Here is a 13,786-nt window from a genome sequence, read left to right as displayed (position 1 = left end):
ATAGATTTAAATGAAAACCACCTTACCTGAACGTTCTCTTAAGATCCAAGCTAGGCTTAATTTTATAGTGCAGCAAATTTTAGATATTGCACAGGATAAAATTGCTATGATTATTTTGTACGGCTCTTTTGCTAGAGGTGATTGGGTGCGTGATCTACCTAACGGCTATCATAGCGATACCGATATTTTGATAATTCTGAAAAAAGGTAAATATAAAGGGTATACTGCTTTAAGGTTAGTAGATAATATATATAAGAGATTAGAAAAAACAGGAGTAATAAATCCTAAGCAAATTATCCCTTATGATTCATTAATATCAATAATTCTTGAGTCAATAGACGAAGTAAACAGGCAGTTAGAGATAGGGCGTTATTTTTTTACTGATATTAAGAAAGAAGGTATTCTTTTATATGATAGTGGGGAATTTACACTTAGTGAAGCTAAAGATTTACCTTGGAGCGAGATGAAAGAAATCGCTAAAGATTATTATGAATATTGGTTTGGCAGAGGTAAAGGTTTTTTAAAAGGTGCAACTACTTATTTAAACGATTCGGAATATGCGTTGTCAGCCTTTTCGCTTCATCAAGCTACGGAAAGTCTGTACAGTACTATTTTATTAGTTTTCTCAAATTACAAACCTAAATTACATAATTTGCAAAAATTAGGTAGTATGGTAGGAAATTATGACAGTGAATTATGGGAAGTATTCCCCTAAAGCAACTGCTGAACAAAAAGAGTGTTTTGAGCTTCTTGAAAAAGCTTATGTTGATGCAAGATATGATAAAAACTATAAAATTACTAAAGAACAGCTGCTTTATCTTATTGAGAGAATAGAAAAACTTAAAGAAATCACCGAAAGAATCTGTACAGCAAGGATTAATAAATAATAATATTTTAAATTCAATTTCTTTTGCTAAAAAACGCTCAATCACATATCCACTTAGTCATTATCCATGTAAATTTATATGGATAAGATTAATACGTCAAGAAGTTAGTTTAAAGCTTAGCTGAATTTATAAATAAAAAATAATATGGTATGTTTATCCTTATTTGATAAAAATACTATTCATTATAAAGTATTACTAATATGGCAAAAAAGAAAATAAAAGATAAAGCCCATAAAAAAGAAAGTATGATTTATATTACTACTCCAAATCAAGCTTTAGCAAAATTACAAACAAAAGTGCAAGATTATATAGATACTACAGGAGAAAAAATTTCTCTGGTAGATGAATTAATTAAGTTAAGAAGAGCAGATGGATAGTGTTTTCGGTTTATTTAAAATTTGATAAAATTATCTAAATATAGTATGATATAAAACTTTTTATAATATACTCGATGAACTTCAAAAATTGGCTGCGTCGTTCTACAAGAGCTCCGGTTCTCACGTATTAAGTATACGCTGCGATCCTCGCCTTGAGAACTTCTAGCTCTTTTTGAAGTTGATCTTCGTATAGTATTGTAGTTTAAAGATATATATATAAAATTTTATGAGTAAGAAGCTTTATATTAAGACCTACGGCTGTCAGATGAATGTTTATGACTCCGTTAAGATGCAAGATTTGCTTTATCCTTTCGGTTATGAACCTACGGAAAATATAGAAGATGCTGATGTTATTATCCTAATTACCTGTCATATCAGAGAGAAAGCAGCCGAGAAAACTTATTCTGAACTCGGTCGTATTAAGAAACTACAAGATACTAGAAAAAAACAAGGTTTAAATTCTGCAATAATAGTTGTAGCCGGTTGTGTTGCTCAGGCGGAAGGTGAAGAGATTTTCTCAAGAGCTCCTTATGTCGATATTGTTGTCGGTCCGCAATCTTATTATAACCTACCGGAATTAATCTCAAAAGTCGTTAGACACGAAAAACATTTAATCGATCTTGATTTTGTTGAAGAAGCGAAATTTGATAATTTACCGGAACAATTATATCCGCAAGGTGCTAGTAGCTTTATATCGGTGCAAGAAGGATGCGATAAATTTTGTACTTTCTGTGTGGTGCCTTATACAAGAGGAGCTGAATTTTCAAGGAACGTAGAGCAGGTCTATAGAGAAGCGTTAAAAGTAGTTAGCAGCGGTGCTAAAGAAATTACACTACTTGGGCAAAATGTTAATGCTTATCACGGTAAAGGACCTGATGATAAGATATTTACTCTAGCCGATTTACTGGGACATCTAGCACAAATCCCAAATTTAGAGAGATTGCGTTATATGACGTCGCACCCGATAGATATGACTGATGATCTAATAAAACTGCACGGCACTGAACCTAAATTAATGCCGTTTTTACATCTTCCGGTGCAATCAGGTTCAAATAAAATATTAAAAGCCATGAACCGTAAGCATGATCGGGATTATTATTTTGATATAATTAATCGCTTAAGAGAGACAAGACCCGATATAGTTTTATCCTCTGATTTTATTGTCGGTTTTCCCGGTGAAACGGATGAAGATTTTGAAGATACTTTAGATTTGGTACGCCGAGTAAAATACGGTCAGTGCTATTCGTTTAAATATAGCCCTCGTCCCGGTACGCCGGGAGCGACTAGAACGGATCAAGTTCCGGAACACATAAAATCAGAGAGATTAACCATATTGCAACAAGAACTCACAGCTCAACAACTAGCTTTTAATGAAAGTTGCGTTGGTAGTATTATGAAAGTTCTATTCGACCGTAACGGTAAATTCGATGATCAAATAATAGGTAAAACTCCTTATATGCAGTCCGTATATATCCAAAATCCTAATAAATCTTTGCTTGGTAAAATTACTGATGTAAAAATTACTAAGGCTGCAAGTAATAGTTTAACGGGTGAGGTAATTTGATTATGTAATTTACGTATTACAAAAATAACAGTTGTAAATAATAGCATACTTATGTTATAACTTACAACATGATAAATAGACATATAACATCATTTGTAAAGCAATCGTTAAAAGATTTTTCTGCAGTTCTTATTATTGGAGCTAGGCAAGTCGGTAAGTCTACGGTAGTAAAACAATTATATGACGAAGGAATTTTTAAGTCATATATTACTTTAGATGATATTTCGCAATTAGAAGCAGTAACTCATGATCCTCACGGATTTATAAAAAATGCAAGTTATCCTCTTGCTATTGATGAGATTCAAAGAGCCCCGGATCTTTTAAAAGCTATAAAAAAGTCAATTGATGAAGATAAGAGGCCGGGACGTTTCCTCTTAACCGGATCGGCTAATATTTTTTCTTACCCGGGAGTATCTGAAAGTTTAGCAGGACGTGTAGACGTAATACATCTTGAAGGGTTAAGTTTAGGAGAAATTTTAAATCAAAATAAACCTTCTTCTTTTATATTAGATATTTTTTCAGGGGCAACTATTCCTGAATTAAAAAACAAATGGACTAAAGAGTTAGAATATAAACCAACAATAACTAACCAATCTTTAAATGAATATATTTTCTATGGCGGATTTCCAGAAGTTATATTAAAAAAGCAAGAAAGATTTCGTGAACGTTGGTTTTCGTCTTATCAATCAGCCTATATTGAGCGAGATGTACGAAACATAAATAAATTTTTAGACGTTGTTTCCTTTGCTAAGCTTTTTCGCTTGGCTGGCTTACAAAGCGGTAATTTATTAAATCAAAAGAATTTAAGTATTGAAATAGGGCTAGATCAAAGAACAATATCAAGATATTTAGAGATTTTAGAAACAACTTTTCAAGTAAATCAATTAGTGCCTTGGTTTAGTAATACACGTAAAAGATTAGTAAAAACTTCTAAAATTTATATGAATGATTCAGGTTATGCATCGTATTTAAACGGTATAACAACTCCAAACTTATTGTTAAATAGTCCTTATTACGGAACAATATTTGAAACATGGTTATGGGCGGAACTTAGGAAAATATTAACCTTAACTACGGGTATAGAGCAAGCATTTTATCGTACGCATCTAGGAAAAGAAGTTGATTTTCTTTTATATAAAGGCGATGTATTTTGCGGCATAGAGTGTAAAGCCACAGAAACTATTCAAAGTCGACATTTTATGGGTCTTAAAGATTTATCAGAAGCATTAGCCCCACGAATTATGCATGGCATTATACTTTATAACGGTAATGAAATAATAAGTTTTTCCGATAAATTTCTTGCACTGCCTTTAAAGTGTATAATTTAAAATATTATCTATTAAATGTATAAATCTCTATTTTTTTGTTTAAAAATTTTTGCCGTACTTATTTTAGTAGGTTGCGGTATTACTGCTTATATAATATATCACTATTCACGTGATTTACCTGATTACTCGCAGCTTGCACGTTATTATCCTCCGTCGGTAACACGTATCTATTCTCATGACGGTAAATTAATGGAGGAGTACGCTTTTGAACGTCGTGTATTTGTACCGATTAATAGCATACCTAGTTCATTAATAGAAAGTTTTATTGCAGCCGAGGATAAGAATTTTTATAACCATCCGGGCGTCGATTTACTTGGAATAGTTAGAGCGGCATTTTTAAATATATCTAATTATTTACATCATAGGCGTATGGAAGGAGCGTCTACAATTACTCAGCAAGTGGTTAAAAATTTTCTGCTAACTAACGAAGTTTCTCTTGAACGTAAGATTAAAGAAGCGATTCTTTCTTATATGATTTCAAGAGTATTTACTAAGGAACAAATCTTAGAATTATATCTTAATCAAACATTCTTTGGTCGTGGTGCTTACGGTGTTGCGGCAGCTGCACAAAATTATTTTAATAAATCCGTAGAGGAACTTACTATTGCAGAATCAGCTTTTATTGCGGCACTGCCTAAAGCCCCTTCCGAACTTAATCCAGAGAGAAACTACGCTAGGGTAAAAGCTCGTCGTGATTATGTAATAGCACGTATGTTTGAAGATGGTTACATAACAAAAGATGCTGCGAAAGAAGCTATGGATAGCCCGATAGTTTTACGTAAACGAGCTAAAGAAGAAACTGTTACGGCAGATTATTATGCTGCACAGGTTAGAGAAGAAGTAATTAGGATGTTAAATAGTAAGGAAGAATTTTATACCGGAGGTCTTACTATTATCACTTCTTTGGATGCAAAGATGCAGCAATTAGCCGAAAATTCTCTAAGGAAAGGTCTAAGGGAATTTGATAGAAGACGTGGTTTTAGAAAGCCTATAGCTAATATTCCTCTTGATAATTGGCAAGAGGAGATAAAAAAACTACCGTCCCCTCCATCGCTTTTAGAATATAAATTAGCTGTAGTTCTGGATGTGGCCGATAATCATGCAGAGATTGGTCTTATAGACGGCAGTAAATCTAAGATTCTTATTGCTGAAATGAAATGGGCAAGAAGTAATCTTAAATCAGTGAAGACTTTGCTTAAAAAAGGTGATGTGATAGTGGTTGAGCCTATAAAAGACGGCTATGCTCTTCGTCAAATTCCTGAAGTAAACGGGGCTATTATGGTTATGAACCCGAATACCGGACAGGTACTTGCAAGTGTTGGGGGATATGATTTTTCTACAAGTAAATTTGATAGAGTAACTCAAGCACTTCGTCAACCGGGTTCTTTGAGTAAAACCTTTGTTTATTTAGCAGCTCTTGAAAACGGTATTAAGCCGAATCAGATTTTTAATGATGGACCTATTGAGATTTCGCAAGGTCCGGGTATGCCTAGCTGGCGTCCTAAAAATTATGAGGGTAAGTTTTTAGGCGAAATCACTATGCGTACCGGTCTTGAAAAATCTTGTAATCTTATAACCGTAAGGGTTGCAACTGCCGTAGGACTTACAAAAATCGTTGATATAATTAAGCGATTCGGTATTAATAATGAACCAAAAAAAGTTTACTCTATGGTACTTGGTTCAATTGAAACCACACTTAGCAGAATGACTAATGCCTATGCAATTATTGCTAACGGCGGTAAAAAAGTTGAACCTCATTTTGTAGAATTAATTAAAGACCGTAACGGTAAAATTATTTATAGGCGAGATAATAGAGAATGTCTTTCTTGTAATGTTTCGGATAGCAATTTAGATATCGCAATATTAGAAATACCGAAAGAAGATATTTATAGAGTTACGGATGAAGCTAGCGATTATCAAATTACTTCGTTTTTAACCGGAGCAATAGATAGAAGTACCGGCTATGCTGCGAAGAAGTTAGGGAAAATTATCGGTGGAAAAACCGGTACTAGTAACGATAGTAAAGATACATGGTTTGTAGGCTTTACGCCAAAAATAGTAGTCGGCAGTTATGTGGGTTATGATACACCGAAAGAGCTTGGAAAAAGAGCAACAGGTTCAAACGTAGTATTGCCGATTTTTATTGATTTTATGAGTAATGCTTATAAGGATGAGCCATCACTGCCTTTTAAAGTTCCAGATTCAATTAAGCTAATCGCCGTAGATAGAGCAACCGGTAAAATTACGCCAAGTGGCACTGTTATAGAAGCATTTAAAGTCAATAACATTCAGATGCTTGAGAACGAAGATATGATCGATAATCGTGATAATAACGATATTTTTGATTATGTGCCGAGCAAAGAGGACCAATCGCAGGAGATTTATTAGTATTATACGAAACGTGTTAAAATCGTCATTGCGAGGAGCGAAGCGACGTGGCAATCTAGAAAAATAATAAAAAAATTTTGTAAATCAGAATTTTTTGCTGGATTGCTTCGTCAAAACTTACAGTTTTTCCTCGCAATGACGGAAAACAGACCATATGAACATTTTTATTTTAACATATGAAAAAAATTATTTTATATATAACTGCCCTAATATCACTTACTATACCTTTTATAACTAGAGCAGATTGTTTTCTAGTTAAAGAAAATTATAAATTTATTAAACAAGAAGGTAATTGTGAGTCTCGTTATGCTCCATGTTCAACATTTAAAATTGTCTTAAGCTTGATGGGTTACGATGATGGGTTTTTAATTGATGAAACTCACCCGAAGTTACCTTTTAAAGAAGGATATGACGATTATCTTGAAGTTTGGAAGCAGCCGCATACGCCTAAAGACTGGATAAAAAACAGCTGTCTTTGGTATTCACGTCTTATTACTAAAGAATTAGGTTATGAAAAATTCCGTGATTATATAACAAAATTTGATTACGGTAACCAAGATATTTCCGGTGATAAAGGAAAGAATAACGGCTTAACCAATGCATGGCTTTCTAGCTCTTTAGAAATTTCTCCTGAAGAACAATTAGCTTTTCTTCAAAAACTTGTTGTAAATCAATTACCTGTAAGCGTTCAAGCTCAAGAAATGACTAAAAATATTATGTTTATTGAAGATTTTGCAGATGGGTGGAAGCTCTACGGCAAAACAGGTAGTGGAAATCGCCTTAATGAAGATAGAACTGTAAAGCTCAAAGATCGTCAAATAGGTTGGTTTATAGGTTGGTTACAAAAAAATGACAGAAAAATTTTCTTTGTACATTTTATTGAAGATAAAAAACACCATGACTCTTATGCAAGTCTACGTTCTAAAGAAGCAGCAAAAGAAAAGCTAAAAGAATTGATAAATAAAGAATTGAAATAAATTTCAATTTTTATTTTTGAGGAACAACCAACAGTGAATTTGCTATTGGTTGTTGATTAAAAATCAAAACTCTAAGTTATCTATACAGGAGTACCTTCGTCTTCATAGGAGACTCCGGTCATATCTACCGTAGTATGATCATTATGCTCTGTGCTGTTGTTAAGTAGAGGAGCGTTATGCTCTTCAGTATCGTTAGCAGCAAGTTTATCTTCAGCAGCTCTTTCAGCTTCAATTTCATCAATATATTGTTTTAATTTAGCTTTTTTTGCGTTTTTACTTCTAACGCAATACCAAGTTACTCCTGCACCTATTGCAACAACTATGGAGGCAGCTACAGCTATACCAATGCCTATATATGTAGCTAAGGAATTATCGTTATCACTCTCATCAAACATATTTTCTTGAGGGTTATAAGTTGAATTGAAAGCAGTATTAGTAAGGTTTGCTACGGTGTTATTAATTAAATTTATTCCCGTTTCAGTCCAACTTTCAGTGTTATCGGAAAAGATTAATTCAGAAATTTCAGCAGTAGAATTTGTTATTGTATTATTAACTGCATTAGTCGCCATTTCAGATAAATATTCTGTCCATCTCTCGGTTGTATTAATATCAATTGCTTGAGTAGTGCTAGATATCGGGTTAGCTATTAAATCCTTTATTTCTGAGAGAATCGCCTGTAGAGCATTTTCTTTCTCTACTTCAAATATTTCGCACCCTTTAATATCTCCTATAATAGGGTTATTATCCCCTGCGATATTAAGTATATCCTCAATGGTAGGATTTCCTTGAAGATTTTCTTGACATATTTTAAGCAAGCGTTCCTCATATATATAAGTCTTATCACCTTGTTTTTGCAATATATAATCCCGTATAGTCTTTCCATTATCATTAATCGCTGTAATAATAGCTTTATTTGCAGTTAATACTTTCTTTATTTTGAACATTCCTTCAAATACAAAATTGCTTGTTTCAGTATTTAATAATTCAATTCCTTTATTACACAGAGTTGTTAATATATTCTCTTTATGGCAAGTCGGTTCAATTAAACTAAGGGTAGGAGTAGTTAGATAGTAACTGGCCACATTATGCCCTATTTTAAGCATGTGGTATCCTTGACTACCAATTGTTTTTATTGTATTAGTAAGTCTTGCTGCGGTAGTTAAAGAAAAATGTAATATGTAATTCATGCCGTTCTATCCTTAAGTTTTAAATATAAGATGGCACAATAGATAAAACTAATAGATTAGTCAAGAAATTACTAATAAAAATTAATATTTAATATATAATCATTGCAATTTTATTCTTAATTGATAATTTTATTGTTTGAGTGATGTAAAAGTGTTACAACAATAATACTAATCAAAAAAAATAAGTCTATATGCCTAAAAGTCCAAGAGTTAATGTTACTTTTGAGCCGGTAATTTCCACTTTGCTTAGTAATTTAGCAGTTCAAGAAAATAAATCTTTATCGAGTTTAGTCAGAGAATTAACACTTGAAGCTCTTGAAATGAGAGAAGATTTATTTCTGTCAAAAGTTGCTAAAAAGCTTGATAAAGAGAATGCTAAAACTTACTCTCACGAAGAAGCGTGGAAATGAATTATAAAATATGTTATCTAGAAGAAGTAACAAATAAGCATATCCCAATGCTTTCCTCCAATGCAAAAACTCTTATCAAATGTGCAATTGAAGAACGATTAATGTTTGATCCCATAGCTTTTGGCAAACCGTTACGCTATAGTTTGAAAGGTCATAGAAGATTCCGAATAAGTGATTATCGTATTATATACCGTATTGAACAAGAAACATCTACGGTAATTATTATTGCAATCAAACACAGAAAAGAAATATATCAGGAATTTATATAAACCCTGTTATCTCTTGAAGTATCTAAAGAAATGTTATAAAGTCAAAAAGTTCATAAAAATTTGAGGATATTATGCAAGTAGTAAAAGCTTTAGAACAAATTTTAGCAGATAGTTATGCTTTATATTTTAAAACACAGAATTATCACTGGAATGTAGAAGGAGCAGAGTTTAGAAGTCTACATTTATTATTTGAAGGACAATATGAAGATTTAGCTGAAAGCTTAGATGAACTTGCTGAAAGAGTGAGAAGTTTAGGTGCTAAAGTCCCCGCATTATCAAATTTAATAAAGCTTGCATCTATAGATGAGGCAAATCCAAACGTAACAGCAAACGAAATGCTTAAAAGTCTAACAAAAGATCAAGATATTATTAGAGATACATTATATAAAGGACTCAAAGTAGCACAAGTAGAGGGCGATGAGGGGACAGCCGATATGATTATTGGACGGATTAAAGTACATGAAAAAAACAGATGGATGCTGAAGAGTAGTATACTCTAATCGTTATTGCGAGCGACTGCAAGGAGCGTGGCAATCTCATGAAGCAGTATTAGGATTGCTGAGATTGCCGCGTCGATGCTACGCATCTCCTCGCAATGACGTTGATACTTATAATAACAAAACCAACAAAATAAAAATAAAATGGAACAATACGATGTGGCCGTTATAGGCGGTGGTCCTGGTGGATATGTTGCGGCAATTAGAGCAGCACAATTAAAGAAAAAAGTTGTATTAATAGAAAAAGAACATTTAGGAGGGGTGTGCCTTAATTGGGGGTGTATACCGACTAAATCCCTGCTTAAATCTGCTGAGGTTTTTGAATATATAAAACATGCTAAAGATTATGGAATTGATTCTAAAGGTGCTGAAATCAACATTAAGAAAATAGTCGAACGCTCAAGAGAGATTTCAAATAAACTTGCAGGCGGCGTTAAGTTACTACTGAACAAAAACAAAGTTACCGTGATAGACGGAGTAGCAAGCCTTGCAGGAAATAAGATAATAAATATAAATGATAAACCTATAGTAAAAGCAGATAATATTATTATAGCTACCGGAGCAAGATCTAGAGTTTTAAAAGGCTTTGAGCCTGACGGCAAGCAAATATGGACTTCAAAAGAAGCTATGATACCGCAGCATGTGCCGAAATCTATGATTATTGTCGGCTCAGGTGCAATAGGTATAGAATTCGCTTCATTTTATAATAGTATTGGTGTGGATGTTACCGTAATTGAGGCACATAATAGAATATTACCTGCTGAAGATACGGAAATTGCCGGAATCACTCATAAGAATTTTGAGAAAAAGGGAATAAAAATTATTACAAATGCTAAATTAATTAAGCAAACAAAATCAAAAGATAAGATAGAAGTTGAGCTAGAGTTATCCGGTAAAACACAAAAATTACAAGCTGAAATCTTACTTATGGCAGTAGGTATTACAGCGAATACAGAAAATTTAGGACTTGAAAAGACCAAAATTAAAATAGAAAATGGCTATATAGTTACTAACGGACTAATGCAAACTGCGGAATCAGGAATTTATGCTATAGGCGATGTAGCAGGAGTGCCTTGTTTAGCTCATAAAGCAAGCCATGAAGGTATTATTGCAGCGGAAAGCATAGCGGGCTTAAAGCCGCATGCTATTAATAAACATAATATACCGGGTTGCACTTATTCTTCACCGCAAATAGCAAGTGTTGGTTTGACTGAAGAAGCAGCAAAAACCTTAGGTTATGAGCTTAAAATAGGCAGATTCCCTTTTATAGCTAATGGCAAAGCTTTAGTAAGCGGTGATAGCGATGGCTTAATTAAAACTATATTTGATGCTAAGACAGGTGAGTTGCTCGGTGCTCATATGATAGGTTCAGAAGTTACGGAATTAATACAAGGATATGTGGTTTCAAAAAATTTAGAAGGAACGGAGTTGGATTTAATTAATACTATCTTCCCGCATCCGACTTTATCGGAAATGATGCACGAGTCAGTACTCGCTGCTTATGATAGGGCAATACATGTATGAACAAAGATAATTTAATCGAGAATTATGCGGTAGCGTTATTTAATAACGCTATGGTTGATAATATACAAGATAAAATCTTTGAAGAAATTACTGCTATAAATCGTATAATTATCGATAATTTTGATATTAGAGAGTTTCTATTTTCTCCTATAGTAAATAAGGATGATAAAATTAATGTGGTTAATTCGTTAGTAAAAAATACTAAATTTAACAAAATAGTGAATAATTTTTTATTGTTATTGGTAAAAAATTCTCGTACTGCTATTTTATCTAATATAGTAGATGCTTATAATACTTTACTATATGAAAGTAAAAACATAAAGATAGTTCAGGTTATTTCTGCAAATAAGTTACAACCTAAAGAGCAAGAGTGGATTAAATCTCGTATAGAAAAAGAATTAAATCAAAAAACAGAAATATTATTTGATATTGATAGTACTATTATCGGCGGCATTATAATTAAATATGATAGTATGTTGCAAGATTACTCGATTAAGGGTAGTTTAGATAAAATAACGAAAGCTTTAAAGAAAGTTAGGATTGCTGCGTAGGATCGATGTCATTCCTGCGAAAGCAGGAATCCAGCATAAAGCGAGATAAATCGAGCTTTTAGTTTCAAAAATTTGTTGTATTTATACTTTTTTTCATGGATTCCTGCTTTCGCAGGAATGACATCGATCCTTAAACTAACACCTATGCGGGAATAACATACAAATATTAGTAGGAGACATAAAACCCATGAAACTAAAGCCTATTGAAGTAGCTGAAATATTACAAAAGGAAATAGCTAATATTAATTGCTTGAGTGAGCTTGAGGAAGTAGGGCAGGTAATTTCGGTCGGTGACGGTATAGCCAAAATTTACGGTCTTGCTAATGTAAAATCCGGTGAGGTAGTAGAATTTAAATCCGGTGTTAAGGGGCTTGTTTTAAATTTGGAGAATGATAGCGTCGGTGCTGTAATTATGGGAGATGATAACCAAGTACAGCAAGGCGATAATGTCAAAAGAACTAAAGAAGTTTTAGAAGTACCGATAGGAAAAGCTCTGCTTGGTCGTGTTGTTGATGCTCTAGGTAATCCTATTGACGGCAAAGGCGATATTGCAAGTAAAGAGTACAGACATATCGAGATGAAAGCTCCGGGAATAATAGAAAGAACGAGCGTAAGCGAACCTGTACAAACCGGAATAAAGGCTATAGATTCGTTAATTCCGATAGGTAGAGGGCAAAGAGAATTAATAATCGGTGATAGACAAACCGGAAAAACGGCGATAGCGGTTGATACTATTATTAATCAAAAACAAGCTCATTCACTTACTAATGAAAGCGATAAAATTTATTGTATTTATGTAGCTATTGGGCAGAAAAGATCAAGCGTTGCACAGATAGTAAAAAAACTAGAAGATGCCGGAGCAATGGACTATACAATCGTTGTTTCGGCTACCGCATCGGAAGCTGCAGCTCTTCAATTCATTGCCCCTTATTCTGCCTGTAGTATGGGAGAATATTTTCGTGATAACGGCATGCACGCACTTATTATTTATGATGATTTAAGTAAGCATGCCGTCGCATATAGACAAATCTCATTACTTCTTAGAAGACCTCCCGGGCGAGAAGCATATCCCGGTGACGTGTTCTACCTGCATTCAAGATTGCTTGAGCGTGCTGCTAAAATGTCGGAGGAAAAAGGTAGCGGCTCACTTACTGCTCTTCCTATAATTGAGACGCAGGCAGGTGATGTATCCGCATATATCCCAACAAATGTTATTTCAATTACCGACGGTCAAATTTTCTTAGAAAGTGAGTTATTTTATAAAGGTGTAAGACCTGCCGTTAATGTCGGTATTTCAGTAAGCCGTGTTGGTTCTGCAGCACAAATAAAGGCTATGAAGCAGGTAGCAGGTTCGGTAAAGCTAGAACTTGCTCAATTTAGAGAGCTGGAGTCTTTCTCGCAATTTGGATCAGATCTAGACCCTGCCACTAAAGCACAAATCGATCACGGTAAAAGATTAGTTGAGATATTAAAACAAGCACAATATCATCCCTTTCCGGTAGAAGAGCAAATAGTAAGTATTTATGTCGGAACTAAGAAATATTTAAATGATGTGCCGCTTCAGAAAGTAAAAGAATTTGAAGATAAAATGCTTACGGAGATAAGGTTAAATAAAAAAGATATTTTAGAATCAATAAAAAACGAGCAACGTATAACCGAAGAAACCGAGCAGAAACTAAAAGCATTTTTAGAAAATTTCGTTAAGGAATTTGTTAAATAATATGATGTTGTTTTTGTGTGGATACTAAATCGTCATTGCGAGGAGCGAAGCGACGTGGCAATCCAGAAAATAATAAAAAAATGCTACGCATTTTTAACTGGATTGCT

Annotated in this window: 14 protein-coding genes; 13 read left to right on the top strand and 1 reads right to left on the bottom strand. The window is 33.7% G+C overall.

The window, feature by feature from the left end; all coding sequences use genetic code 11:
* The first annotated feature begins 10 nt into the window (after positions 1-10).
* The 7 genes from RF_RS10180 to blaOXA all read left to right on the top strand — a co-directional run bounded on the left by RF_RS10180 (position 11) and on the right by blaOXA (position 7,521).
* The gene (locus tag RF_RS10180) at positions 11-715 is read left to right on the top strand and encodes a nucleotidyltransferase domain-containing protein (protein ID WP_011271580.1); all 705 of its coding nucleotides are present in this window, start codon (positions 11-13) and stop codon (positions 713-715) included.
* Complete coding sequence (locus RF_RS11690) at positions 684-887, top strand: HEPN domain-containing protein (RefSeq protein WP_011271579.1); 204 nt, start codon at positions 684-686, stop codon at positions 885-887. Before RF_RS10180 ends, RF_RS11690 begins: the two co-directional genes overlap by 32 nt.
* Before the next feature lie 200 nt (positions 888-1,087).
* Positions 1,088-1,264: a hypothetical protein gene (locus tag RF_RS10700; protein ID WP_187145852.1), complete on the top strand. Its 177-nt coding sequence runs from the start codon at positions 1,088-1,090 to the stop codon at positions 1,262-1,264.
* 226 nt (positions 1,265-1,490) lie between these two features.
* Positions 1,491-2,828 carry a tRNA (N6-isopentenyl adenosine(37)-C2)-methylthiotransferase MiaB gene (gene miaB / locus RF_RS06765; RefSeq protein WP_011271578.1) on the top strand — a complete coding sequence of 446 codons (1,338 nt, stop codon included), beginning with the start codon at positions 1,491-1,493 and terminating at the stop codon, positions 2,826-2,828.
* Between the two features lie 68 nt (positions 2,829-2,896).
* Complete coding sequence (locus RF_RS06760; RefSeq protein WP_011271577.1) at positions 2,897-4,156, top strand: ATP-binding protein; 1,260 nt, start codon at positions 2,897-2,899, stop codon at positions 4,154-4,156.
* Positions 4,157-4,171: 15 nt separating this feature from the next.
* Positions 4,172-6,544, top strand: coding sequence for a penicillin-binding protein 1A (locus tag RF_RS06755; RefSeq protein WP_011271576.1), 2,373 nt, complete (start codon positions 4,172-4,174; stop codon positions 6,542-6,544).
* A 176-nt stretch (positions 6,545-6,720) separates the two neighbouring features.
* Complete coding sequence (gene blaOXA / locus RF_RS06750; RefSeq protein WP_011271575.1) at positions 6,721-7,521, top strand: class D beta-lactamase; 801 nt, start codon at positions 6,721-6,723, stop codon at positions 7,519-7,521.
* Between the two features lie 80 nt (positions 7,522-7,601).
* Here the strand turns inward: blaOXA and RF_RS11685 are convergent, their stop codons facing one another.
* Entirely contained in the window at positions 7,602-8,708 is a 1,107-nt protein-coding gene (locus RF_RS11685; protein ID WP_011271574.1) for a hypothetical protein, read from the bottom strand.
* Between the two features lie 191 nt (positions 8,709-8,899).
* Here RF_RS11685 and RF_RS06730 point away from each other — a divergent pair, with 191 nt between their 5' ends.
* The 6 genes from RF_RS06730 to atpA all read left to right on the top strand — a co-directional run bounded on the left by RF_RS06730 (position 8,900) and on the right by atpA (position 13,679).
* Positions 8,900-9,118: a DUF6290 family protein gene (locus tag RF_RS06730; RefSeq protein ID WP_011271573.1), complete on the top strand. Its 219-nt coding sequence runs from the start codon at positions 8,900-8,902 to the stop codon at positions 9,116-9,118.
* A complete protein-coding gene (locus RF_RS06725) occupies positions 9,115-9,387 on the top strand; it encodes a type II toxin-antitoxin system RelE family toxin (protein WP_039595202.1) in 273 nt (90 codons plus the stop codon). Before RF_RS06730 ends, RF_RS06725 begins: the two co-directional genes overlap by 4 nt.
* 71 nt (positions 9,388-9,458) lie before the next feature.
* Positions 9,459-9,887, top strand: coding sequence for a Dps family protein (locus tag RF_RS06720; protein WP_011271571.1), 429 nt, complete (start codon positions 9,459-9,461; stop codon positions 9,885-9,887).
* 141 nt (positions 9,888-10,028) lie between these two features.
* Complete coding sequence (lpdA, locus tag RF_RS06715) at positions 10,029-11,408, top strand: dihydrolipoyl dehydrogenase (RefSeq protein WP_011271570.1); 1,380 nt, start codon at positions 10,029-10,031, stop codon at positions 11,406-11,408.
* The gene (atpH, locus tag RF_RS06710) at positions 11,405-11,959 is read left to right on the top strand and encodes an ATP synthase F1 subunit delta (protein ID WP_011271569.1); all 555 of its coding nucleotides are present in this window, start codon (positions 11,405-11,407) and stop codon (positions 11,957-11,959) included. Before lpdA ends, atpH begins: the two co-directional genes overlap by 4 nt.
* A gap of 187 nt (positions 11,960-12,146) precedes the next feature.
* Complete coding sequence (atpA, locus tag RF_RS06705) at positions 12,147-13,679, top strand: F0F1 ATP synthase subunit alpha (protein ID WP_011271568.1); 1,533 nt, start codon at positions 12,147-12,149, stop codon at positions 13,677-13,679.
* Positions 13,680-13,786: the final 107 nt, after the last annotated feature.

The organism is Rickettsia felis URRWXCal2, from assembly GCA_000012145.1.
GTDB lineage: Bacteria > Pseudomonadota > Alphaproteobacteria > Rickettsiales > Rickettsiaceae > Rickettsia > Rickettsia felis.
The sequence above is the reverse complement of the archived record's forward strand: the minus strand, read 5'-3'. Positions and strand labels throughout refer to the sequence as shown.